General features: G+C 60.9%; 14 protein-coding genes and 1 pseudogene. 10 read left to right on the forward strand and 5 right to left on the reverse strand.

Going from position 1 to position 24,696, the window contains the following annotated elements; genetic code table 11:
* The first annotated feature begins 157 nt into the window (after window positions 1–157).
* Genes M2422_RS14145 through M2422_RS14170 form a run of 6 tightly spaced genes read left to right on the forward strand, consistent with a single transcriptional unit; the run spans window position 158 to window position 6,197 of the window.
* A complete protein-coding gene (locus tag M2422_RS14145; RefSeq protein ID WP_064673832.1) occupies window positions 158–760 on the forward strand; it encodes a LuxR C-terminal-related transcriptional regulator in 603 nt (200 codons plus the stop codon).
* 53 nt (window positions 761–813) lie between these two features.
* Window positions 814–1,398, forward strand: a complete 585-nt coding sequence (locus tag M2422_RS14150; protein WP_032661969.1) for a fimbrial protein — start codon at window positions 814–816, stop codon at window positions 1,396–1,398.
* 53 nt (window positions 1,399–1,451) lie between these two features.
* Window positions 1,452–2,129 carry a molecular chaperone gene (locus tag M2422_RS14155; protein ID WP_064673833.1) on the forward strand — a complete coding sequence of 226 codons (678 nt, stop codon included), beginning with the start codon at window positions 1,452–1,454 and terminating at the stop codon, window positions 2,127–2,129.
* A gap of 23 nt (window positions 2,130–2,152) precedes the next feature.
* On the forward strand, window positions 2,153–4,678 hold the full coding sequence (locus M2422_RS14160) for a fimbria/pilus outer membrane usher protein (protein ID WP_064673834.1): 2,526 nt from the start codon (window positions 2,153–2,155) through the stop codon (window positions 4,676–4,678).
* Window positions 4,669–5,187 (forward strand): fimbrial protein, encoded by a 519-nt coding sequence (locus M2422_RS14165; protein ID WP_064673835.1) that lies wholly within the window; start codon window positions 4,669–4,671, stop codon window positions 5,185–5,187. The genes M2422_RS14160 and M2422_RS14165 overlap by 10 nt, the downstream gene beginning before the upstream one ends.
* Window positions 5,187–6,197: a fimbrial protein gene (locus M2422_RS14170; protein WP_064673840.1), complete on the forward strand. Its 1,011-nt coding sequence runs from the start codon at window positions 5,187–5,189 to the stop codon at window positions 6,195–6,197. The genes M2422_RS14165 and M2422_RS14170 overlap by 1 nt, the downstream gene beginning before the upstream one ends.
* A gap of 3 nt (window positions 6,198–6,200) precedes the next feature.
* On the opposite strand, the gene M2422_RS14175 is transcribed toward M2422_RS14170, so the two are convergent.
* Window positions 6,201–6,725 carry a lipocalin family protein gene (locus M2422_RS14175; protein WP_047059663.1) on the reverse strand — a complete coding sequence of 175 codons (525 nt, stop codon included), beginning with the start codon at window positions 6,723–6,725 and terminating at the stop codon, window positions 6,201–6,203.
* A 117-nt stretch (window positions 6,726–6,842) separates the two neighbouring features.
* Between M2422_RS14175 and M2422_RS14180 the strand changes: the two genes are divergently transcribed.
* The 4 genes from M2422_RS14180 to M2422_RS14195 all read left to right on the forward strand — a co-directional run bounded on the left by M2422_RS14180 (window position 6,843) and on the right by M2422_RS14195 (window position 10,375).
* Entirely contained in the window at window positions 6,843–7,568 is a 726-nt protein-coding gene (locus M2422_RS14180; protein WP_032661978.1) for a MerR family transcriptional regulator, read from the forward strand.
* Between the two features lie 99 nt (window positions 7,569–7,667).
* The gene (gene uraH / locus M2422_RS14185; RefSeq protein ID WP_033147068.1) at window positions 7,668–8,078 is read left to right on the forward strand and encodes a hydroxyisourate hydrolase; all 411 of its coding nucleotides are present in this window, start codon (window positions 7,668–7,670) and stop codon (window positions 8,076–8,078) included.
* A 102-nt stretch (window positions 8,079–8,180) separates the two neighbouring features.
* On the forward strand, window positions 8,181–9,140 hold the full coding sequence (locus M2422_RS14190; RefSeq protein ID WP_023333995.1) for a DUF523 and DUF1722 domain-containing protein: 960 nt from the start codon (window positions 8,181–8,183) through the stop codon (window positions 9,138–9,140).
* Window positions 9,141–9,286: 146 nt separating this feature from the next.
* Complete coding sequence (locus tag M2422_RS14195; RefSeq protein ID WP_047059659.1) at window positions 9,287–10,375, forward strand: AAA family ATPase; 1,089 nt, start codon at window positions 9,287–9,289, stop codon at window positions 10,373–10,375.
* Window positions 10,376–10,499: 124 nt separating this feature from the next.
* Here the strand turns inward: M2422_RS14195 and M2422_RS14200 are convergent, their stop codons facing one another.
* The 4 genes and pseudogenes from M2422_RS14200 to M2422_RS14210 all read right to left on the reverse strand — a co-directional run bounded on the left by M2422_RS14200 (window position 10,500) and on the right by M2422_RS14210 (window position 24,596).
* Window positions 10,500–10,760 carry a hypothetical protein gene (locus M2422_RS14200; protein WP_064673836.1) on the reverse strand — a complete coding sequence of 87 codons (261 nt, stop codon included), beginning with the start codon at window positions 10,758–10,760 and terminating at the stop codon, window positions 10,500–10,502.
* The gene (locus tag M2422_RS14205; RefSeq protein ID WP_404997314.1) at window positions 10,750–21,399 is read right to left on the reverse strand and encodes a hemagglutinin repeat-containing protein; all 10,650 of its coding nucleotides are present in this window, start codon (window positions 21,397–21,399) and stop codon (window positions 10,750–10,752) included. Before M2422_RS14205 ends, M2422_RS14200 begins: the two co-directional genes overlap by 11 nt.
* 675 nt (window positions 21,400–22,074) lie before the next feature.
* Window positions 22,075–22,884: pseudogene (locus M2422_RS23940) on the reverse strand (filamentous hemagglutinin N-terminal domain-containing protein); the annotation flags it as partial.
* A 14-nt stretch (window positions 22,885–22,898) separates the two neighbouring features.
* Window positions 22,899–24,596, reverse strand: coding sequence for a ShlB/FhaC/HecB family hemolysin secretion/activation protein (locus tag M2422_RS14210; protein WP_259142569.1), 1,698 nt, complete (start codon window positions 24,594–24,596; stop codon window positions 22,899–22,901).
* Window positions 24,597–24,696 lie beyond the last annotated feature (100 nt).

Raw genomic sequence — 24,696 nt, forward strand, 5'->3', positions numbered from 1 at the left:
AACCGTACTTAAAACAAATTAAGATTAATTCAGGTTACCTCTTTTACGCCCTGAGTATAGTGGGCTCACACCGTGCAATGCTTAATTGCTTCGAAAATACAGGCATCGTTCTGCCAGACAGACGAGTCTCATTACAATTATAAATCGAGGGAATGACATGGCGAATAAGCTCAACAACACACGTCATTTAAATATCGCGCTATTGGGTGGAGATCACTTTGCGCGCCAGGGGATCGCCGCGTTATTAAAAAATATTGTCCCGGCTATGCAGATTACAGCATCGATCGATAATTACGCGGAGATCGAAGCGATACTCGCGACCGCACCGGTAGACGTGATTTTTTTATCCGGCATGGAGAAATATCACGCGGGATATGACTGCCTGAAATATATCAGGAAGATGAAAGTCCTTTATCCCGACGTACTTATTTGCATGTATTCCGCACCGGCAAATTCCTGGCTGTGGATACGCGGTGAAATAGACGCCTATCTCTCGCTGCAGGACCCGCTTTATCACTGGCGAGCCAGCGTATTAAAAATGGTCGATAGCCGTTATCGCCCACTAAAAAAACCCACGGCGTTATCGCTGACGCCGGGTGAATGGAGGGTATTGAAGGAACTGCGAAAGGGTCTGGATATGCGTTACATCGCCGAAACAGAGCAGCTTTCTTACCGTCGTGTCAGCGCGTTAAAAAGCTCAGCGATAAGAAAACTCGGGCTCAGGAACAAGACAGATTTGCTGGTCTTTTTAACCAGTTAGACCTGCTGCTTTCAGAGCAAATCTCGACATAACACCATAATGGAATCAGGACAATGAAAGCTCAATTCAATAATAAAACGCTGCTCGCGATCGCTATTGCGGCCTTACTGCCAGCGGGCACGGCCCTGGCTGCCGGCACCAGCGGCGGCACGGTGAACTTTAGCGGCAAAGTGGTGACCTCAGCCTGCGCCATCAGCGCAGGAAGCGCCAACATTGACGTGGACATGGGTGAAGTGCGTACCGCAACGCTGAAGACGGCAGGCAGCGTTGCCAGCACGGCAAAAGCGTTTGCCATCACCCTGGAAGATTGCGAAATCGCCGATACCTCAGCCTCTACGGATGAGAACCCGATTGCCGCCACAACCGTGGCCGTCACCTTCACCGGCACGCCGGACACTTCCGATGTTAATAGCTTGTCCGTCGGGGCAAACGGCAGCGCCAACTCTGCGCAAAACGTGGCTATTCGCCTTTATGACGAGCAGGGCAACGTGGTGAACCTGGGTGAACCTGCTGCGGCCATCCCTCTGCGTAAGGGTGCCAACACCCTGAACTTCAGCGCGAAATATTACTCGCCGAAGGGTGGCGCCACCGCGGGTGATGCCAGCGCCGTCGCGACCTACACCGTGACCTATTCGTAATCCTCAGGCCCGGTCTGCGAGCCGGGCCTGTCTTAGCTTTCAGGAGAAACACTATGCGCGTAAACACATGGATTTGCCTGGCAGGTGCGTTATGTTCCTCCGCCGTCTATGCCGGCGGCGTGGGGCTGGGCGCAACGCGAATGGTCTACTCCAGCGCCACCAGCCAGGCCATGATGCAGGTGAGAAACACCCATCCCGACGCTACGTTCCTCATCCAGTCGTGGATGGAGAATGAGAAAGGCGAGCGCACCAACGACTTCGCGATCACGCCGCCGCTGTACGTCATAAAACCGGCCAGCGAAAGCGCGGTGAAAATCATGTTTAACGGCAAAGCCCTGCCAGCGGATCGGGAGACGCTCTACTGGATGACGGTCAAAGCCATCCCCCAGCAGGCGAAAAGCGGCGCCGGGAATACGCTGCAGTTTGCGTCGGCTAACCGCATCAAGGTCTTTTATCGCCCGGAGGGACTCAGCGAGAGCCCGGGAGAGGCGTGGAAAAAACTGGCCGGTGCCTATCGCGCCGGAAAAGTCACGCTCAGCAACCCTACGCCGTACTACCTCACCACCATCAACGTGAAAATTGACGGTATGCCGGTGCAGCCGGTGATGGTGCCCCCGAAAGGCAGCGTGACGCTGGCCGAAACCTTCAGCCATGCGGGCAGCATGAGCTATCAGACCATTAACGATTACGGGGCATGGACCCCCGCCACGCGCACGTCGTTATCCCAATAATAAAAACAGTAAGGCGTGACCACGTGAAAATAAAAATCCTGTGCGCCACGGTGATCTCCCTGGTGATTCGGCAAGCCGTGGCTGCTGAAAGCGAGCTGCAATTTAACCCTGCGTTCCTCAACGGCGAGAGCGCAAACAGCGCAGATCTCGCCTGGGTCAACGCCGGGAGCGCGTTGCCGCCGGGTGATTACAACTTCAACGTGTATATCAATACGAATTATGCGTTCACGGGTAACGTCACGTTCCGCCTTGCTGAAGACAGCACGGGTGAAGCGCTGCCCTGCCTCACGCCTGAACAATTCGCCGCGCTGGGCATCGATAGCCATCAGGCGAAGGGTGGCGACCTGCCGCTGGCGCAGCGCTGCATCTTCCTAACGAAGGCGTTTGCGGATACGCAGTTTGATCTGGACCAGAAGACGCTCACCCTGAGCTTCACCGTACCGCAAAGTGCGATGCGCAATTTGCCGCGCGGGTACGTCAGCCCGGAAAGCTGGGAGGCGGGCATTCCTGCCGCGTGGCTGAATTACGTGGTCAATGGCTCGAACAATGAGTATCGCGGCGAGACGCGCACGCGGGAACAGCAGCTGTTTGCGAGCCTCAACAGCGGCGTCAACCTGGGCGCGTGGCGGCTGCGTGATTTCACCACGTGGACCAAAGACAGCAATGAGCTCACCCACGTGCAGACCTGGCTGCAGCGCGATATTCACGCCCTGCGCGCGCAGGTGTATGCCGGGGAAACGTACACCTCGGCGCAGGTGTTCGACTCCGTGGGCCTGCGCGGTATCGCCCTGAAAACCGATGACAACATGCTGCCCGCCAGCCTCAGCGGCTATGCGCCTGAAGTTCGCGGCATCGCGCGCAGCAACGCCACGGTCACGGTTCGCCAGAACGGCAACATCATCTATCAAACCTCCGTCCCGCCGGGGGCGTTTGTGCTGAAAGATCTCTACCCGACCTCCTCGAGAGGCGATCTGGCGGTCACCATTCAGGAGAACGACGGCAGCAAAACGCAATACACGCTTCCCTTTGCCAGCGTGCCGAACCTGGTGCGTAACGGACAGGTGAAATATGCCCTCGGCGCCGGGAAATACCGTCCGACGGGCAATCAGGACGCGCCCGCTTTCGCGCAGGGCGAGCTGTTCTACGGCTGGCGATACGGCCTGACGTTTTACGGCGGGGCGCAGTTTGCCGATCGCTATAACGGCCTGGCCCTCGGGTTTGGGCAAAACCTCGGCCGCTTTGGCGCCTACTCCATCGATCTGACCCACGCCCGCAGCCAGCTGGCGGACGATCGGCACTATACCGGTGATTCGGTGCGCCTGCGCTACAGCAAGCTGCTGAACGACATTGGCACGCGGGTGAATTTCTTCTCGCTGCGCTACTCCACGAAAGGGTTTTATACCCTCAGCGACACCACGTACAAAGGCATGTCGGGCGGATCGCCAAAGCAGACGGTGGAAGACGATGGCACCGTCACCACCCAATACGACACCGTGTACAACCTGCGCATGTCGCGCAAGGCAAAAAACCAGCTGCTGCTGTCGCAGCCGATGGGACAATACGGCTCGCTGTCACTGTCGTGGGATCAGCAGACCTACTGGAACACATCAAATACCACGCAAAGCCTGCAGTTTGCGTGGAACGCCACGTTTCGCAACGTGTCGCTTGGCGTCAGCGTCCAGCGAAGCTCGAGCCTGTATGACGACAAGAAAGATAACATCCTGTCGATGTCGATTTCGGTCCCGCTGGGCAACCCGACGCTGTCGACCCGCGCGCGCTTTACCACGACCCATGCGGACTCCACCGGCACCACCACCAGCACGGGCGTGAGCGGCTACCTGCCGGGTGAGGAGAATCTGTTCTATAGCGTCAACCAGCGCTACAGCTCCCGACAGCACTACGGCGGCGATGCCACCCTGCAATACGAAGGCGCGTGGGGAGACTACAACCTGGGCTACAGCTACGCCAGCGACTCCCGCAACCTCAGCTACGGCATCAGCGGCGGCGCGGTAGTGCATGAAGATGGCCTGACGCTGAGCCAGCCGCTCGGGAACACCAACATTCTGGTAAAAGCGCCGGGGGCCAGCAATGTCGCCGTGCTTAACCATAAGGGCATCAAAACGGACGGCCGTGGCTACGCGGTGATCCCGTACGCCACGCCGTACCGCGTTAACCAGGTCGCGCTGGACGTGACGACCGCCGGCAACGACGTGGAGCTGGAAAACGCCATCGCCAACAAAACGCCTACCGATGGCGCCCTGGTTCGCGCCACCTTCACCACGCACCAGGGGGCAAAAGCGATGTTTATCGTACGTCACGGCAACGACGTGCTCCCCTTCGGCACGCTGGTCTCGCTCGATGATGACAAAACCAGCGGCATCGTTGGCGATGGCGGCAGCCTGTATCTCTCCGGTTTGTCAGAGAAGGGCAAGCTGAACGCCGTGTGGGGCCGCGGCAGCCGCCAGCGCTGCGCCATTACCTACGCCTTAAACAAGCAGAACTATAACGCCCGCACCGGTCTTTATTCTCAGGAGGTGGTATGTCAGTAACGCTTCGGATCGGCTGCCTTGCGCTGCTGCTGGTTTTCACGCTCCCCGTTCGCGGCTACGACGTGCTGGTCTCCGTCACCGGCAATTTGATCGGCAACACCTGCGTGGTGGCGCAGGACTCCGTTGAGCAAAACGTGCCGCTGGGCACCATTGGTATTAAACAGTTCAGCCGTGCCGGGGCCGTCAGCAATATCAAAACGCCCTTCACGCTCAGGCTTGAAGCGTGCGGGCCAACCTTTGCTGGCGTAAAAATTCGCTTCAGCGGTACGCCGGATGATGCCAATCCGCAGCTGCTGAAAATTGCCGACGGTGGCGCTACCGGCGTGGCGGTGCAGATCCTCGATAAAGAGAGCGTACTCATTCCCCTGAATACAAAGACCACCGCATACGGAACGGCGGGGGATGACAGCGTACAGATGACCTTCTACGCGCAGCTGGTTGCCACCGCTACGCCGGTGAGCGCCGGTGATGTGTCAGCCCTCGCCACCTGGACAACGGAGTATCTATGATGCGTTTAGCGTTTCCTCTCAGCGGATTACTTTTCTGCGCCAGCGTGCAGGCTCTGGACTGGAAATCGGACATTACGCTCTCGCCTCAGCCGATGACCTACAGCGGGCCAGCGGACTCCGTGGTGCCGGGCAGCATTATCGGATCGACCTGGAGCGCCACCGCCAGCGTGCAGCAGGTGTTCTGGTGCGGGCTTATTTTTACCTGCAACAAAGGCACGCTGCAGCCCAGCAGCAGCGCCATCTCAAGCGGTGCGACGGTCACCGTCGACGGCGCGAATTACACCATTTTTGAGACCGGCGTACCGGGCGTGGGGTATATCATCGGGCTGAAGGATTTTAAGAGTACGCAATATATTCCCCTGCAAACCGGTATCACGCAAAGCTACCCGGCAGAGGGCACCAGTGGGTTTGCCCAGGATCTGGGATGGTCAGCAAAGGTCACCTTTATTAAAACCGGTGCCGCCCTGAAATCCGGCGTCTATAACATCCCGACCATCAACGCCGCGGTGCTCACCGCCTATAACAACGAAACGAAAACGGCGCAGGTCATCATCAGCCCGACCACCATCACGGTGACCGCCAGCGGGTGTACGGTCGGCAGCAAAAACGCCAGCGTGGCGCTGGGCACCATTGATATTCGCACCCTGCCCACGGTGGGAAGCACGTCGCCATCGGGGACGTTTACCGTCGGCCTGACCTGCGACGCGAACGTGGCGGTTCACGCGGTGATGACCGATCAGACCACGCCGTCGAACACCTCGTCGGTGGTGACCCTGACCGGAGATTCCACGGCGTCCGGCGTTGGGGTGCAGTTTTTCTACAACGGCAGCGGGCCGCTGACGATGGGGCCGGACAGCTCGGCCGCGGGTGCGACCGGCCAGTTCTTCATCCAGAGCACCACGGCGGCGCAGACGCTCACGTTACCGTTCCAGGCGCAGTACATCCGAACCGGCGAACTGGTCCCCGGCTCGGCCAACGCGCTGGCCAGCATTACGTTTTCCTACCAGTAGGGGCTACTGCTTCACCCACACCAGCTGATCGGTTCGGAAGCCCAGACCGCGCGCGGTGTTCAGGTAATCCTGCTTCACCGCATCCGGAATGGTTGGCGTGCGCGACAGGATCCACAGGTAGTCGCGGTTCGGGCCGCTGACCAGGGCGTACTGGTACTTATCGTCCAGCCTGATCACGTTATAGCCGCCGTAGAACGGGCCGAAGAAGGACACCTTCAGCGCGGCGGTGGTTGGCTCGCCGGTAAAGTACGCTTTGCCTTCGCTCTCGTTCCACTTGTTCTTCACCGGATCGTAGCCCCGGTTGAGCACGCTGATGCCGCCGTCGCTGCGCTTGCCGTAGGTGGCGGTTACCTGCTCCAGCCCGCGTTCAAAGCGGTTTTCCAGACGGGCGACCTCGTACCATTTGCCAAGATAGCGGCTGGCGTCAAAACCGGAAATCGGCTGCACGCCCTTCGGCGGCGTGGGGGATTTACAGGCGACCAGCGTCAGCGCAATGGCAACACCGGTCACTACAGGCCATAGCTTCATGAGAATTCCTTTCATTTGCACGGTTGGACGTTAAGTGTAGTGCACCGTTTCGGCGCTTCATCCCGTTCGGGAAAATTCGTAGTATATTGAGAGTATTCCTCCACTCTGGACACGGACATGGCTTACTCCATCGGCGAATTCGCCAGACTCAGCGGCATCACCGCCACCACCCTGCGGGCGTGGCAGCGTCGCTATGGTTTACTCAAGCCACAGCGCACGGAAGGCGGCCACCGCCAGTACAGCGACGAGGACGTCCAGCAGGCGCTCAAAATCCTCGACTGGGTAAAAAAAGGCGTCCCGATCGGCCAGGTCAAACCGCTGCTGGAGCGCCCGATGCCGGGACGGACCAACAACTGGCAAACCCTGCAGCAGAACATGCTGCAACGTCTGCAGGACGGCAAGGTCGAGTCCCTGCGCCAGATGATTTACGACGCCGGACGCGAATACCCAAGGCCGGAGCTGGTCGCGAACGTGCTGCGCCCGCTGCGCAGCCAGGTCTCGGCCAACGTCGCCGCCGCCATGACCCTGCGCGCGATCCTCGACGGCATCATCATCGCCTACACCTCGTTTTGCCTCGAAGGCGATAAAAAAGCGCCGGGCGATAATATTTTGCTCAGCGGCTGGCACCTGAACGACCCGTGCGAGATCTGGCTCGAAGCCTTAACGCGCACCGGGCAGGGCCACCGAATCGACATCCTGCCGGTTCCGCCTGACGCGCTGGCACCGGAAATTTTCCCGGAGCGCAAATGGCTTCTGGTCACCAGCGGCAAACTCACCGCCGGGCGGAAAAAACAGGTGGAGCAGTGGCAGCAGCAGGTATCGCTTGAAGTGATTATCCTCTGATAATTTTCTCCTGCGGGAATCTTCACGAAAAGTTGAATATTTTCCCGCGCCGCAGATGCTAACGTTTTCCTGTGACGAATAACTCAACAGGAAAACACCATGAAAAAAACTGCCCCTCTGCTGATCCTGGCCTCGATGGCCTTTGCCCCTGCTGCCTTTAGCGCCCCTGCCGGCACGCTGAGCGTCCACATTCTCGACCAGCAAACCGGGATGCCGCCATCAGACGTGACCGTTACGCTGGAGAAACAGCAGCAGGACAAATGGACCCCGATTGCCAGCGGTAAAACCGACCACGACGGCCGCATCAAATCGCTCTATCCGCAGGATCAGGACATGCAGCCTGGCGTGTATAAAGTGACCTTCAAAACCGCAGAGTACTTCCACGGCAAAAAGCTGGACTCCTTCTTCCCGGAGATCCCGGTGCTGTTTACCGTGACCCGCACCAACGAGAAGCTGCACATTCCGCTTCTGCTGAGCCAGTACGGTTACTCGACCTACAAGGGCAGTTAAGACGCATTGATTTTAAAGGAATAAAAAAAATAGTTCCGCTAATACTTGGACAAATTAGTCATGTTGTGTAAGTTTTAATTATGTGAACGGGAGGACTACACCATGACAACGAAACCTGTGCTCGGTATTAGCGGATGTTTGACCGGATCCGCCGTTCGCTTTGACGGCGGACACAAGCGTATGGGCTTCGTCATGGATGAGCTGGCCCAGTGGGTGAATTTCAGGCCCGTCTGCCCGGAAATGGCTATCGGTCTCCCGACCCCTCGTCCGGCCATACGCCTGACGCTGACGGACAGCGGCGAAACGCAGCTCCGTTTCAGCAAGCCGCCTCATGATGACCTCACGCAGAAAATGGCCGACTTTACGGCAGACTATCTGCCAAAAATCGGCGATCTGTCGGGATTTATCGTCTGTGCAAAATCCCCAAGCTGCGGCCTGGAACGCGTGCGGCTGTACGATGAAAACGGCAACCGGGGCCGCAAGGAGGGCGTCGGGCTGTTCACCGCCGCCCTTCTTGAAACCTACCCGTGGCTGCCCGTCGAGGAAGACGGTCGGCTGCACGACCCGGTGCTGCGGGAAAACTTTATCGAGCGGGTATTTGCCCTGCACGAGCTAAACACGCTGCGCGCTAAAGGTCTGACGCGCCGTGGGCTGCTGGATTTTCACAGCCGCTATAAGCTTCAGCTACTGGCGCACCATCAGGCAGGCTACCGCGAAATCGGCCCGTTCGTTGCCTCGCTGCACGAGTGGGAAGACCTGGACGCCTTCTTCGTGGCGTATCGGGAAAAACTGATGACCATCCTGAAAAAACCCGCCTCGCGGAAGAATCACACCAACGTGCTGATGCATATCCAGGGGTATTTCCGTAACCAGCTGAACACCCGCCAGCGCGGCGAGCTGCGCGACGTGATCCTGCACTATCGCAACGGACAGTTGCCTATTCTCGCCCCGATCACGCTGCTGAAGCACTACCTGGCCGAATACCCCGACCGGTATCTGATGACGCAAAACTACTTTGATCCCTATCCTGATGATTTGGGTCTGCGTCTGGCAGTCAAGTGATCATAAAAATGCGAAGGCCCCATTGACCCGTAGAGGCCCAAAGCAGTACCCCGTTTAGACGACATCCTCACTGTCGTCTCTTTTTTGCATTTCATCTCAAAGACTGTGATTATATACAGGCTTATTCTGCAAAAAGGGGCCTGCCAGTGATCAACACCCTGCACATTCAAAACTACCGATCCATCCGCGACATGTCGCTGGAGCTGGAGCAGCTCAACATCGTCTTCGGGCCGAACGGCACCGGGAAATCCAATATTTACAAGGCGATACACCTGATGCACAGCGCCGCTCAGGGACAGTTTTCCCAGGCGCTGGCAAACGAGGGCGGCATTCTGAAGGTGTTCTGGGCAGGCAAAACCCGCAGCGACCAGCTGCGGCGGATGAATCTGGCGGTGGAAACAGAGACCTACGAATACGAGCTGCAGGTCGGGTTTGTGGAGAAGCTGCCCTATCCCTCGCAGTTTCAGCTCGACCCGGTGATCAAAGAGGAGTCCATCTGGCTGAGCGGTCAGCACCGTCGGCCTTCATCACAGCTGATGAAGCGTAAGAACCAGGCAGTATTTCTGAACAACGTGCATCACGAGAAAGTGACCCACAGCGGCACGCTGTACGAGAACGAATCGGTGTTCGGGCAGCTCGGCGAACCGCATCTTTACCCGGAAGTGTCGCAGATGCGCGAGTCCCTGCGTAACTGGCGATTTTATCATGAGTTTTCTGTATCAATCGGCTCGGCGATGCGCGCCCCGCAGGTCGGCTTCCGCTCCCCGGTGCTGGCCAGCGACGGTGCCAACCTGGCGGCCGCGTTTCAGACTATCGTCGAGATCGGCGACGAGCTGCTGCTGATGCGCATCCTTGACCAGGCCTTCCCCGGCTGCGTGTTTTACAGCGACAACACCGGCGGACGTTTTCGCATGATGATGCAGCGCGAAGGTCTTAGCAGGCCGCTGGAACCGGCGGAGTTCTCCGACGGTACCCTGCGCTTTCTGTGCCTGGCGGTAGCGCTGTTAAGCCCGCGCCCACCGGCGTTTATCGCGTTGAACGAACCGGAAAACAGCCTGCACCCACAGATGCTGCCCGCGCTGGCGAGCTTAATCGCCGAGGCCAGCCGCTACTCGCAGATTTGGCTCACCAGCCACTCGCCGGAGCTGGCGAAGTTGATTGAGAAACAGCGATCGTTTTCGCTGTATCAGCTGTCAATGGTGGAGGGGGAGACGCGGGTGGAGAGGCTGGGGTAGGTCGGTTAGAAAAAATCGCAAGGAAAGTCTCGTTTGTAGCGAAGTTATGCCTGGAAAGAATATTTCCCAGGCATATCAAATGTCCATTCAACCCGGATTGGTCTGTCAATTAGTGGCGATATATTCAGGATGATTTTCTAGCTTTGCGTTCATCTAACTTTGCAAAGAGCCATACTCTGGCACCAGCGGCGACGCCAACTATAGCGCTCACCACAGATAGATAAATTAATGATTTTGATGATAAATCAATCTTTCCAGAACTTATAAACTCGATCAGTACATTGTTTACAATAAAAATAAATGCAAAAAAACACACACCGTAATAAAGGGTACTAAGCAGAAAAACCAAAAACGTAGCCCGATGAAACGCCTTATTATTTGCCATTAACTTTATCCTTAACTTTATCGCCGATTAACTCCCCTCCCAAACCACCTATCAGATCATTAACTTCCCCTGGGAAAGGTGCTAGTTCACCGAGTTTACCGCCAGCCCATGAACCTAATGCTGAACCAATAAGCGATCCCGTATTTGGGCCATCAGTAAAGAATGCCCCTCCCATAGCTATGCCGATGTTTTGCCAGGTATTCCTTCCCGGAGCAAGCATCCCCCCCACGCCAGCACTAATGCTGCTTTTATAATCCCACGATTTGTTTTCATTGCCTGGCTGACTCAGGTTAAACCACTGGTACCCTCCGTTGGCGATTTCCGCAATCACTCCCCCGCCAACAACTTTACCCACCGACGCCGCAGGTCCTAAATACCAGGCGGCTCCGATCATTACCCCATCCTGGTAACCTTCGACAATCACTTTTGTGATGTTAGCCCCCTCAGGTAAGTCGCCTTTCGCCAGTTTATCCAAACCTGCCTGTTTTTCTTCTACAGATAAGCCCTTATTTTCGGCATATTGATTCCATGAACCCACGGCGTTCATGTAGTTATCCAGGCCAGAGGGGAGAGGAATGGAGGTAGCATTATTCTCAGCCGCGTTCTTTCCTCCTTGCGCCCCAGCAGCTGCCGAAGCCGTACTACCTCCCGCCAACCCACCAGCCATCCCCGCCGATACAGATGCCAGCGTAATGACCGTCTGCTTTTGATCTTCGCTCAATGTCGACAGGTCTTTCACATCCGGATAGAGCAGGCTGGCTATAGCATGCGCAGCCAGCTCGCCCGTTGCGGCACCTGCCGCACCCGCCGCTGCGCTATTCCCCTGCAGTACCGCAACTGCGCCACCCAGTATCGCGTGCGCAATCGTGTTGATAGCCGGGTTATCCTCTGTCGATTTCAGCAGATGCGCCAGCTCCGGTGCCGACGCGCCCGCCAGCGCCCCTCCGATATTGCCGCCCGCCAGTCCCTGCAGCGCTGCCGTGGCCGCCTGGATGCCGCGCTGCATATCGCTGCCGGTTCCGTACGTCACCATCACGTTTTTGTATGCCTGGGTATCTCGCAGTTTCGCCAGATAATCCTGCCGCTGTTTCTCTGTCGCGTTTGCAGGGAGTGTTGCGCCAGTTTCTTTCTGGGCCGCCTTCAGCCCGTTAAGATCACCCTGCGTCCTGGCAATATCCGCCACCTGGCTGCCAATGTCGCTGATCATCCCAACCGCGTTCAGGCGGTTCTGCTCTTTCTCCTTGTCGAAGATCGGGCTGATGCTGTCGTTGGCATGTTCGGTATCGCGGCTCAGATCGGCCACGTCCTGCTTCTGGTTTGCCTTGTCGCGGATAGTGAGGGAGCCCTCTGCCACGGCGGCCTGCGTGGTGCCTTCCTTATGGCCTTTATTACCCGCAGCGGAGATCATGCCGCCCGGCAGGTTGCCCTGGAATTTATCCCCGAAGCTGCCGCCGCCGCTCAGGCTGATTCCGGAGTGCGAGGTTTTAAAGTCCGCTTCGTTGTGGATATCGCTGAAGCCGAGCGTTCCGGTATCGAGGCTGTTTTTGTCCGGCGTGGCGGTGGACGCGATAACCGCGCCATCAAGCTGGGTGTGATGCCCCACGGTGATGTCGAAGCCCCCGTCCCCGGCATACAGCCCGGTCTGTTCGGCCACCGAATCAAAGCGGCTCTTCATCTTGTCCTGGCTGGCGTTGATATAGCCTGAACCGGACATGGTGCCGAAGGTGAAGCTGCCACCCGCTGCAACGCTGGTCTGCTTGCTGTCGTAGTCGCTGTTGTTCTGCTGGCTGCGCATCAGCAGGTCGTGACCAGCGTCTGCCACGATTTTATTGCCGTTAACCTGGGCGCCATCAAGCACGGTGTCGTGCCCGCTTTTAAGGGTGACGTTTTTGCCGCTGTCGATTGTGGTTTCGGTCCAGTCGGTACCGTTACCTTTATCCTTGCCGTGCGCGGCGTTAACGTTGGCAAACACGCTGATACCCGCGCCGTTGCCTCCGGCACCGATGCTTACCCCAATACCGCCACCGCTGCTGCTGTTCTTGCCGCTGGTTTTTTGGGTATTCGCCGCACCGGACAACAGAATATCGTTCTGTGCATCCAGCGTGGTGTCGCCCCCGGCTTTCAGCTGGCTGCCCGCAATCACGATGTCGCCGCTGTTTGCACCTTTGTTTTTGCCGTTCGCGGTGATGGAGAGATTGTTGCCTGCGTTCAGCGTGCTGCCTGCCACCGCATCACTCTCAGCATGCTGCTGTGATTTCGACTTCTGGGTCGTCAGCGAGAGGCTCACACCCATTGCGTTCGGGTCGCCGGTGGTTGCCGCCATATCCGCTGCCTGCCCGGCCTGCACGCCGGACAGCACCGTTTTGGTGGCCTGAAGGGCTTTCAGACGGCCATCACTTTGCTCTTTGGTCTCCTGCGCCGCGCTCACGGCATTGTTAATAGCGCTACCGACGGTGCCGGAGAGCGCCACGGTGAGCCCGCTTTTCTTCTGCTCGAAGGTTTCATCCCGGGTGCGCCTGTCGTGCCCCGGCTCGATGATGACGCTGTCGCCGCTGAGGCTTAAATCCTTCCCGGCGATAAGATCCGCCCCGCCGATGTGGGTCTGGTTTCCGGCAGAAATCGCGACGTTACCGCCCGTCGAGCCCACCGTACTGAAGCTCTGGCTCTGGGTGGTACCCTTCTCACGAAGATCGTGCGTGCTTTTACTGCTGCCGATGGTGAAGCCAATCCCGCCCGAGCCCATCAGGCCGGATTTTTTCTCTTCCTTAAAGCGCCAGGAGGTGTCGGTGTTGGTGGCCGCAACGATATCAACATTGTTGCCCGCCTTAAGCTGCACGTCGCCATCGCCCGCCACGGCGGAGCCGAACACCCGCAGGTTGTTGCCCGCCACCACCTGCACGTTGTCGCCGCTAAGTAATGAGCCGGATTCACGCGTCGCGCTGTCCTCCTCGATGGTGTGGGTGGTTTTCTTGCTGAGGAAACCTTTTTTGGTTTTGGTCTGCTCTTTGTAGTGATAATCGCTTTCGGTTGCGGTATTGAGATTGACGTCGCGGCCTGCCGCCACGCCGATATCGCCCTTCGCCGTCACCTGCGCGGCTTCGGTGGTGACATCGCGTCCGGCGAGGATTTGAGTATTCTCCCCGCTGGCGATCTCGGTTCCCTGCTGACGTACCGATTCGTTAATAACGGTTTTCTTGCCTGACCTATAGCTGTCGCCCTGCGTGGTCTCTTCAGCAGCCAGATTCACGTCGCGACCCGCCTGCAGCCCGACGCTTTTCTCCGCCGCCAGCGCGGCGGCCCGGGCGTTGATATCCTGCCCGGCCTTCAGGACCAGGTTATCGCCTGCGGAAATCGTGGTGCGGTCGAGCCCGGTGCTGTGGGACTCGCTTTTCCCTTTCCGGCTGCTTTCGCTGGTCTGTGCAGCGTTCAGGTTCAGGTCGTTGCCCGCGCTCAGCCCCGCGCTGCCGCCCGCCTTCAGGTCGCTGGCGGTCACGTCAAGGTTATGCCCGGCATTCACCAGCAGGTTGCCGCCCGCACTGACGTTACTTCCCTGATACGTGACGGAGGAACGGCTGGTTTTCTCCCGGCTGGAGCTGAATGCGTCGTTGATCTGATTCGCGTTGACGGCAATATCGCCCCACGCGTTCAGCAGCATATCGCCGCCGGAGGCCAGGTTCGCCCCGGTGACGGTGATGTTTTTTCCCGCCTCAAGCGACAGGCCATCCTGCGCGGTAATCGACGCCGTGTTGCCCAGCAGGGTGTCCTTCAGGCCGATGTTGCCGTACTTCCCGCCGGCGTTGATATCAATCTGCTCAACCTGCGTCAGGTTGTTGATGCTGCCGTCCAGGCTCTCCAGCGCGACCGTTTTGCCGCTGATGGTGGAGCTGATGTTATTGATATCACCGATGGCGCTCAGGTTCAGGTCGCCGCCCGCTTTCATCAGGCCGTTGCTGAGGTTGCTGATGCTGTTCTGGCTGTCGAGCGTCAGGCTGTTTTTCGCCAGCAGCGAGCTGCCGCCGTTGGTGATGCTGCCGCCCTTCAGGGTGACGTTGTTGCCCGCGATCACGCTGCCGTTGTTGACGGTGACGTCCTTCGGCGACAGGTAGAGTTTCGGCACCATCACCGTTTCGCCGTTGACGGTGGCTTTCTCCCACCACAGCAGGCTGTGGTCGAGCGCGGCAATCTGATCGGCGGTCAGCGAGACGCCAAACTGCAGGCCCAGCGACTGCTGCGCCGCCGCGGCGTTGTCCATCAGATAGCGCATCTGATCCAGATCGGAGCCGATGCCGTTCAGGTAGCGGTTACCGGTCTGGTTGAGTACCACGTTGGAAACGTAGCGGGTATCGAACGCCGCATCGCCGAGGAAGCGGTAATCGTAGTCCGGGTTCAGGTTGAGGCGGCCGAGCATATAGGACGAGCCGAGGAACTGCTTCTCGTCGGTAAACGCCAGCCGCGTCTCCTGCGGCGCCGTGGACGACGGTTTGATCCCGAGCATCGCGTTCAGATCGGCAAACAGGGCGGGATCAAGCTGTCCGAGACCGTTCAGTTTCGGGTTGATGCCGATCAGGTACGGGCTTTTCGGGTTGTCGGAGAAGACAAAATAGCCGTTGTTGCCCGACGGCAGCGGGTAAGCGCTGGTATCGACGCGCTGGCCCTGATAATGCCCGACGGCGCCGCCCTGAGCGGTGCGAAGATCGGCGGTGGTGACCCCGGCGTTCGCCAGTGCGCCCAGCTGGCCGAGGTTCGCATCGCCTTTCTGCGTGGTGGCAACGTTGCTGAGAGGCGTGCCGGACGCGCCGCCGTTTTCCAGCGAGCCGCCGCCGTTAAGCTGCTGCAGCGCCCCCTGGAGCCGATCGTTCCACTGCGGCGAGTTAACCGCCACGGTGCCGGTCGTGTTCAGCCCCTGTTTTTGCACGCCGCTGCCGACACTCTGGTTGCTGAGGGTGTTCAGCGACGGGGTGGAGATAACGTTACTGACGCCGCCCGCATTGGCGGTGGTACTGGTGTTACTGATGTTGCTGGTGAAGTTCGCGGTGACGTTACCGCCCGCCTGGATGACGGCGCGGTATGTTTCACCATTTTCACTTTCTGTGACATGCCCATCTAATACATAGGTTACGTCATTGTCGTAGTAAGTATTGCGATGGGTTGGAGAGTAGGAGCCAGGAGAACCCCCGCCATATGAGGGGCTTACATATTTATATACAGCATATTCTGTATAAGTTCCGCTCTGATAGCTCTGATTATTCAGCGTGTTTCCTGCAAGCGTAATATTGCTATTCGCCAGGATTGCACTCGCCTGATTGTTCAACTCTGCGGCAGTGATAGTCAGGTTACGCCCGGAAGAAATACGAGCGCTTCCACCCTCAGCATTTACAACCTGCGCTATCTGATTTAGTGCATATTTACGTGTTTCATAGCCTGTAATTGGTTTGTAATAGTAATGGGTATCCTCATACAAGAAACAGGGAACTCCCCCACATGTACCTGAACCGTCATGGGTATAAGTGCTGTATTTATCCCGAACAAGCGTATCGATTCCGAGAACCGACACAGGTATGTCAACAGTTGCCTGCCCAACCCAACCATACGCTGGCGACGCACTTGTTGTTGTGGTTGACGTTAATCCATCACGCTGATTTAACAGGCTTCCTGTCCTGATGGTAATATCCCCACCCTGCGTCTCAATATTCCCCGACGTGTTCACCACCTGGCTGTTCGCATTCCCCGCCGCATCACGCTGCATCCACAGGTTGTTCCCCGCCATGATGTCGCCGCGCCGGTTGGTGATGCTGTCAGCAAACAGCGCCAGATTATTCGCCGCGTACAGCAGCGCGGTGTTGACGATGGCGCCCGGCGCGCTCAGGGTCAGCGAGCCGCGCGTGCCGGTGAAGCCGTCGACGGTAATGTTGCTCCGGCTGGCGACGGTGATGTCGCCCCCGCCCTGCACCGCGCCCGCGGCATTGAGCGCCACGCTGCTGCCGGAGAGCGTGCTGGTGCCGCCGCCGGTGGTGATTTGTCCGTTGTTGCTGAGCTGCCCGCCCGCGCTGAGGTTGACCGCCTGCCCCTGCAGCACGCTGCGGTTATCGATGTCGCCGCCGCTGCTGATGGTCAGGGTTCGGCCTGCCGCCACGGCGGTCCGGCTGGTAAACGCGTTCGTCAGCTGCAGCGTTAAGTCCCCCAGGGAGACCAGCTGGCCGGTCAGGTCCAGCCCCCGGCTCTGCAGCCACAGGTTGCCGCCGCTCAGCAGCCTGCCGCCCGCGCTCTGGGTCACCTGGTCCGCGCCAATATTCAGCTGCGCGTTGCCGAGCAGCGTGCCGCTGTTGTTCAGCTGGCCGTAGTTAACCGTCAGCTGTCCCGCCTGGGTGGTACCCTGGCTGGCAAAGGTGGTGCCGGTCAGCGTGGCCCGGTCGGCCACCCACGTGCCGCCGTTAGTGGCGTTTGCCGCATTGAGTATCAGGTCGGTGGCCTGCAGCCAGCCGGTGCCGGTGAACTGCGGCGTGCCGAGCGTCAGGCGCGCGCCGGAAAGCAGCCTGCCGTCGTTACGCGCCTGCGAGGAGGCGGTCACGCGCGTCTCGCCGCCGCCCTGAATCAGGCCGTAGTTAAACAGCGCGGGCGTGGTCAGCGTCAGGCCATCGCGGCTGACGATTTCGCCCCCGCTGCTGTTGGTCAGCGTGCCGCTGAGGGCCAGCGTCGCGCCGTTATCGCCCTGCAGACGTCCGCCGTTGGTGAGCGCCCCGGTGGTGATGCCGAGCGTGCTCCCCTGCATTTTGCCGTCGCTGGTGACGGAGGCCGCCGTGACGTTCAGCGCCCCGCCGGAGAGCAGGGTGCCGGTCGACTGCTGGCTGACCGCGCCGGTCTGGCTGAGGGTCAGGCCATTCACCCCGCTGATGGCGCCGCTGTTGCTGAGCGTGCCGCCGGTCAGCGTCAGGTTTTTCGCCGCCCACTGCCCCTGGTTCACCAGCGTCGCGGCCTGCAGCGTTGCCGCACCCAGCGCGGTAATCTTACTGCCCGTGGTTCCGGTGAGCGTGTCGGCCAGCGTCATCTGCAGCCCGTCGGCGCTCTGCACCGTGCCGCTGTTGCTGAGCGACTGCGCGTTAAGCAGAATGTTCTGCGCCTGCCAGCTGCCGGCGTTGGTCACCGCCCCGGAGGCAATGGTCAGCGCGCCCTGAGTGAGCAGCCTGCCGCCTGCGCCGTTAATCAGCGCCTGCTGCGGCGCGGCCATCGCCATGCGCGCCATCAGCCGCTGCTGCCCCTGAACGGTCAGGCTCTGCAGGCCGGTCAGGGTGCCCTGGTTGTTAATGCTGTCCTGGCGCAGCGCGAGGGTGTTCCCCTGCACGGTGCCGCTGTTTTTAAGGGTGCTGCCGCCGAGCGTCACGTCCCCTTCGCTGAGGAGCTGCCCGCGGTTATCCAGCGTCTGCGCGGTGATATCCGCCCGCCCCTGGCTCATCAGCGAGCCGGACGAGGTCAGCGTGCCGCCGGTCGTGGCCGTCAGCGCCCCCTGGCTGAGCAGGGACCCGCCGTGCGTCCAGTCGCCGGTGGCGCGGACGTCCGCGCCGTTCCCCTGCAGCGTGCCCTGCGTGGTCAGCTGGCCTGCGTCCAGCGTCAGCATGCCGCCGGAGAGGGTGCGCGAGGCCGCGCCCGTGGTCAGCGCGGTGCCGGTAAGCGCCAGGCCGTTCGTTCCCTGCATCAGCCCGTCGTTGTTCATCTCGCGGGCGGTCAGGGAGAGCGTGCCGCCGGTGATGCGCCCCGGGTTCGCCAGGGTGTCCGCGGTGAAGGTGGTTGCGCCGCCGCTCTGCAGCAGCCCGGTATTGGTTAACGCCCCGCCGAGCGTGCCGCTGAGCCCCGTCAGCCCGTTCACCGTGCCGCTGCTGGTCAGGGTGGTGCCGGTCATGTCCAGCGTCGCGCCCTGCAGCGTACCGGCGTTCGTCAGCTGCCCGCCCGTCAGCGTGAAGCCGCCGCCGGAGAGCCATTTGCCGTTCAGCGCGTTGATAAAGCGGTCAGCGGCGGCGTTAACCGCGCTGCTGCCCTGCATCAGGCCGCTGTTGCGCAGCTCCGTCGCGCCTGCGGTCAGCGTTCTGCCCGCCACCGTGCCGCTGCTGGTCAGCGTCGTCGCGTGAAGCGCGGCATCGCCGGTGGCCACGATGTTCCCGGTATTGCTCAGGGCGTTGCCCAGCCCCAAATCCAGGTCCTGCGCCTGAATATCGCCCTGGTTGGTCAGGTCGCTGCCCCGGAGGGTGAGCCCGCCGTTCACCAGCAGCAGACCGGCGTTATCGAGCGTGTCCAGGGACAGATTCAGGCCGCTTCCGCTCACCAGCTGCCCGGTGGCGCCGTTGCTCAGCGCGCGGGTGGTCAGCGCCAGCGTGTCGTTGCCCTGCAGCATGCCGGTGTTGGTCAGCTGCGCGGCGTTCACCGTCAGCGCTTTCCCCGCCAGCCGGCCGTCGTTAAACAGCTGCGCCGCCGTCAGCGTGAACAGGTTCTGGCTGAGCAGGGCGCCCGTGTTGTCCAGCCTGCCGGTCGCGGCAAGCGTCAGGGCGTCCAGCGCCTGAACGCTGCCCTGGTTATTCAGGCCTGCGGCGTCCAGCGTGGCGCTGCGCCCCTGCAGGCTGCCCGCGTTGCTGAGCGTGTGTCCGCTCAGGGTGAGGGTCTCACCGCCCGTCACCTGCCCCTGAGTCTGGTTCGCGAAGGTGTTGCCGGACCAGGCCAGCGTGCTGCCGCCCTGAAGCAGGCCGCTGTTCTGCAGGTCGCCCCGCAGGGTCAGCACTTTCGCCAGCAGCTGGCCCCGGTTATCGGTATTGCCGGCCTGAACGTCCAGCGCCTGCTGGCTGAGCACCTTACCGCCGTTGGTCAGCGCGCCGGTCACCGTCGCCGTCACGCCCGCTTCCCCCAGCGCGTTACCGGTGTTCATCCACTCGCCGGTGGCCAGGTTCAGGGTGCTGCCCTGCATGAGCCCGGCGTTGTTCAGGGTGGTGTGGTGCAGGCCGAGCGCGCCACCGGAGAGCAGCATGCCCGCCTGCAGGTTGCTGAGCTGTGCCCCGGCCGCCGTCAGGGAATGAGTCCCCTGCAGCGTGCCGCCGTTGGTCACCGACGCGCTGTTGAACTGCGCGTCGGCACCGGCCATCAGCCCGCTGTTGGTCAGGCTGGCGGCGGTCAGCGTCAGGCCGTCCCGGGCAATCACCCGGCCGCCCGCCTCGTTGCTGACCTGACGGGTCAGGTTCAGCAGCAGCGCGGTGGCGCTGAGCTCGCCGCTGCTGGTAAGGGTGTCGCCGTTAAGCGTCAGCGTTCCGCCGCTGCGCAGCGCGCCGCGGTTAGTGAGGTCTGCCACGCCGAGCGTCAGGGCCGCGTCCCCCTCGACGGTGCCCTGGTTCTCCAGGCTGTCCGCCGTGATGTGCAGGTCGCCGGCGGCAATACTGCCCGCGTTAACCAGAGTAGTGCCGTTCAGGGTGAGCCGGTCGTCCGCCAGCAGGCGTCCGCTGCTGGTCAGGCTGAGGTAGTCGCTGCTCAGGCTGACGCCGTTGATTTCACCCTGGTTGGTCAGCGTGTCGCCTTTAATGCGCAGCGTGCCGTCGGTGGTGATAAGCCCGCCGTTGGTCAGCACCGGAACGTTCAGCGTTAAATCCTGCGCGCTGTAAACCGACCCGCCCGCGAGGTTCGCGAGTGACCCGGTCTTCAGGCCGAGCAGGGTGGTCCCCTGCAGCAGCCCGCCGTTCTCCACCGAGGCTGCGTCCAGCGAGAGGGTACCGGCAATCAGCGAGCCGCTGCTGGTGATGCGCCCGGGGGCCGTCAGGGTCATGCGGTCCGCTTTTGCGGCGCCGGACTGGAGGATGTTCTGTCCGCTGAGAGTAATGGCGCTGGCGGTGAGCTCCCCGCCGCTGGTCAGGTCGCCGGTCGCGTTAAAGCTCAGCGCGTCACCGGTGGATTTCCCGGCGTGCGCAATCGTGCCCGCCGTTACCGACAGGGCGCCTTTCGCCGCCTGGGTGCCGTTCAGCGCGGCGTTCTGCGCCTGCAGGGTGAGCCCCTGCCCGCTCTGCAGGTGCGCGTCCGGGCCGGTGGTCAGGTCGCCGGCGCTGACGGTGACCGCCCCCGCCGCGTCCGTCTGCCCGTTCAGGCTGGCGCTGCGGGTCGCGGTAATCTGTATATTGCCCTGGCTGGTCGTGCGGGACGCCTGACCGCTGGTCAGGGTGCCGGCCTGTGCCGTCAGCGCCGTCGCGCCGGACAGGGTGCCGTTCTGCTCAAGCGCGCCTGCGGTCACGTTCATCGCGCCGTCAGCCAGCAGGCTGCCGTCGTTACGCAGGGTCTGCTGCGCCGTGACGTCCGCATTGCCTTTCGCGCTCAGCGTGCCCCGCTGCGCCAGGGTTCCGGCGCTTAACGCCAGGTTGCCGGCGCTCTGCAGGGTGCCGCTGTTGGTCACCGTCTGCCCCTTCAGGGTGACGTCGCTGCCCTGCGCCGTGCCGCCGTTCGTCAGCTCTCCGGCGTTCACGTCCAGACGGCCTTTCGCCGCCAGCAGGCCGCTGCTGGACACCCTGTCGCCGGAGAGCGCAATGTCGCGCCCCGCATTCACCTGCCCCTGGTTACTGACGGTGCTGCCCGTCAGGCGGATATCGGCCGCGGCATCGGCCCGGCTCTGGCCGTCCAGCACCAGCTGCCCGCCGCTCAGCGCCAGGCTCTCCCCTGCCGAGACCGCACTGCCCGTGGATGACAGCGTGCCGCCGCTGCTGAGCGTCGCGCGGGTATCGCTTCCGCTGCGGGTATTCGTCAGGGTGATATCCTTCCCGGCCGCCACGCTGAGCTCGCCCCTGCCGGTGACGCTGCCGCCGCGCTGCGTCAGGCTGCCGCCGGTGGACAGCGTGGTGTCGCCCTGGCCCGTCAGCGTGGCATCCGAAAGTGCCACTCCCTGCCCGCCCGCGACGGTCAGCGCCCCGCCCTGTGCCGACACGCCGCCACCGTTGACGGTCAGGGTGTCCTGACTGTTCAGCGTCGCCGCGCCGCGGGAGATAAGGGAGGTATTGCTGAGCGTCATCGCCTGCCCGCTGCTGACCGCCAGCGCGCCCGCGCTGTTTGTCCCGCCGCCCGTCATCTGCACTTTCCCCGCCGCGGAAAGGCGCATGTCGCCCTGGCTGGCGAGCGTGCTGTTACTGAGCTCCACATCCTGCGAGCTGGCCACGTTCAGCGCGCCCCCGGCCTGATGGCTGCCGCTGAGGGCCACCCCCGCGCCCTTCGCGCTAATCGAGCCGCTGGCGAGGCTGTTCCTGACCGTCAGTTTCCCGCCCGCATCCAGCTGAATGTCGCCCTGGCGCGCGGTGAGGTTGCCGAGGTTCACCCCGACGCCCGCCTCGCTGGAGACCAGGCGGATACGGTTCGCATACATCCCGCCGAGCGCGCCGGTATCCACCGCCACCACGGGCGCGGCGCCCTCGCCGGCAACCGGCCTGACGCTGCCGTCGGCACCCACGCGGTTCGCCCCTGCGGTCACCGTCAGGTCGTTCGCGTGTATCGCGGCGTTCACCTCCGTTGCGCGCGCAATCAGCGACAGCGCGTCGCTTTTACTGGCGTCCAGCCCCTGGCCTTCAACCGTGATGGCGCCTTTTGTCACCTCCAGCGCCAGCAGGTTACCGCTGGCGTCGAACTGCGGTTTCCCCGTGGTCAGGGTGACGTTCGGGGTGTTGATAAATCCGCACCCGTTACAGGTAATGCCGTACGGGTTGGCCACCATGACGTTTGCCGCCTTACCGGCGACTTCCGTGTAGCCCTGCAGCTGCGAGCGGCTGGCGCCCGTGACTTCGTTGATGATGCCTTTCGCTTCCCGCCCGGCCTGCAGGTTGGGGTTGTTCTGGATAAGCCCGCCCAGCTGGGTCCGGGTTAAACGGTCCGTGCCGTTGTTGAGGATAAGCCCCTCGCTGCCGACGTTATACTCGCCGAACTGGTTATGCGAGATACCCGCCCCGTTCGGGGTGGCAATGTTGACGACCGGCACCCCGTTCCCCGCCCGGTCGACCGTGGTCTGCCCGGCCGGCGTGAGCGCCGCCGCGACGGCGGGTGCCACCGGCTGCCAGACCATCAGGCCGCAGACAATCCAGCTGATCAGACGCTGCGAGAAACGAACGGGTGGGTGACGGGTATCCATAGTCGTAGAGTCTCTTAAAGCATGAAGGCAATGCGCCAGTTAACGCTCACATGATCCGGGCCGAGCCAGTCGGGGTAGCGCAGGGGCGTGCCGACCGAAATCTGGCTGCTGTACCCGCGCCCAGCGCTGCTCAGCCCCACCGAACCGCCCCACAGCGTGCCGGAGGCAAAGCGGTCCTGACGGTCTTTTTCCAGCCAGCCGCCGTCAACGGCGACCGTTGCGCTTACCGCGCCAATTACCGGGAGGGTGAAGAGGGAATACCCCAGCTCGTTACGCCAGTAGCCGCCGTTATCCCCGGACAGGTACTGTTCTTTAAAACCGCGCACGGAGCTTTCGCCGCCGAGCGTCAGGCGCTCGGCGCCGTACAGCCGGTCGGGCGACCACTGGCCGTAGGCGCTGGTCAGCCACCACGCGTTACGGGCAACAGGACGCTGGAAGCTGGCGTTCAGGCTCCATTTGCGGAATTCCGCCCGCGGCATATCCCCGGATTTATTTTCATCGGTTTCGGCATTGAACCACGGCATGCCGTGGCTCCAGGTCGGGTTGAAGGTCGCCACGCCGCCCAGCATTTTTTGCGTGTGGGTAATTCCCAGGACCAGGCTGGAGAGGTTGCGCGTGCTGCTCTTAAGCGGCGCGTCGTTCAGCCAGTTGCGGCTGGAGCGCTGAACCACGCCCGCCGCAATGCCGGTTTTGACATCCCCGTTGCGGAAAACCACCCAGGACGCGTTAAGGCGGTGGGTTTTGGTATCGCCCGTGGAGAGCCAGTTGAACCCCTGGTTACTGATGGTGGTCCGGTAGTTACTCCAGGCATAGCTGTAGTCCAGCAGGCCGTAGCCAGACGGCACGCTGACGCCCGCCTGGAAATTCTGCGCATCGAACGCGCTGGCAAAATCGCTGCTGCGCCCGCCGCTGACAAACCATTTATCCGCCAGCCCCAGCATATTATTGGCGGTGAGCACGCCGTTCAGCTGGTTTTCACCGGTGCTCTTCTGCCCGCTATTATCCAGGCTCACGGATGCACTTAACGGAAATTCCGGCTTGCCCGTGAGATTAACGATGGAATATCCGGCCTGCGTTCCCGGCAGAATTTCAATCTGCACCGGTTCGGCGCGCAAACGGTTAATTTGCTCCATCCCCTGTTCGATATCGCGTAAATTAAGGATGCCGCCTGTCCGTCCCGGAAACGCCATTTTCAGCATGCGGGGCGTTTCACCTTCCAGACGGATCGCTTCCAGCCGTCCTTCCAGCACCACAATATTCAGCTGGCCGCCGGAGAGATCCTGCTCGGTAAGAAAGGCGCGGCTGGTGATATATCCCCGGCTGATATACCAGTCAGAAATACGGGCGAGAAGCTCCGTTATTTTCGCCATATCCAGACACCGGCCCTGCCACGGCGCAACCAGGGCCTGCTGCGTTTTCGGGGAAATGAGGGTCGTGCCGGAAAGGGTAATGGTATCAATGGTGAAGCAGGGCCCGGCGCCGGCTGCAGGCAGAGGTCTGGCAGGCGCGGGGCGAGGAATACTCCGCTCCAGCTCTTCACGCTGTTGCTGGTTCTGTAATAAAAGCTGCTGCTGTTGCTGCTGAATAGTATCGCGATCGGCTGGCGACAAGGGTGCAGCGTTAACGCTTGCTGAAAAAAGCGCACCCGATAAGATAAAAATAATATAATTTGCTAATGAAATTATTCTTCTTTCTATTTTATTGCTATTCATCCATGCCACAAAATTTATTCGCAATTAATATTTTCGAAATATAAGAGCATTCTTAATGCGAGTATATCTAATTTGCGTTAGGGCGAAGCAAATAAAATAT

This window comes from Enterobacter sp. SLBN-59, assembly GCF_024807915.1.
GTDB lineage: Bacteria > Pseudomonadota > Gammaproteobacteria > Enterobacterales > Enterobacteriaceae > Enterobacter > Enterobacter asburiae_B.

Excerpts from the sequence above, each read along its gene's own strand:
- M2422_RS14170 (WP_064673840.1), top strand. The coding sequence starts at position 5,187 with ATGCGTTTAGCGTTTCCTCTCAGCGGATTACTTTTCTGCGCCAGCGTG.
- M2422_RS14210 (WP_259142569.1), bottom strand. The coding sequence starts at position 24,596 with ATGAATAGCAATAAAATAGAAAGAAGAATAATTTCATTAGCAAATTAT.
- M2422_RS14145 (WP_064673832.1), top strand. The coding sequence starts at position 158 with ATGGCGAATAAGCTCAACAACACACGTCATTTAAATATCGCGCTATTG.
- uraH (WP_033147068.1), top strand. The coding sequence starts at position 7,668 with ATGAAAAAAACTGCCCCTCTGCTGATCCTGGCCTCGATGGCCTTTGCC.
- M2422_RS14180 (WP_032661978.1), top strand. The coding sequence starts at position 6,843 with ATGGCTTACTCCATCGGCGAATTCGCCAGACTCAGCGGCATCACCGCC.
- M2422_RS14165 (WP_064673835.1), top strand. The coding sequence starts at position 4,669 with ATGTCAGTAACGCTTCGGATCGGCTGCCTTGCGCTGCTGCTGGTTTTC.
- M2422_RS14155 (WP_064673833.1), top strand. The coding sequence starts at position 1,452 with ATGCGCGTAAACACATGGATTTGCCTGGCAGGTGCGTTATGTTCCTCC.
- M2422_RS14150 (WP_032661969.1), top strand. The coding sequence starts at position 814 with ATGAAAGCTCAATTCAATAATAAAACGCTGCTCGCGATCGCTATTGCG.
- M2422_RS14200 (WP_064673836.1), bottom strand. The coding sequence starts at position 10,760 with ATGGCAAATAATAAGGCGTTTCATCGGGCTACGTTTTTGGTTTTTCTG.
- M2422_RS14175 (WP_047059663.1), bottom strand. The coding sequence starts at position 6,725 with ATGAAGCTATGGCCTGTAGTGACCGGTGTTGCCATTGCGCTGACGCTG.
- M2422_RS14190 (WP_023333995.1), top strand. The coding sequence starts at position 8,181 with ATGACAACGAAACCTGTGCTCGGTATTAGCGGATGTTTGACCGGATCC.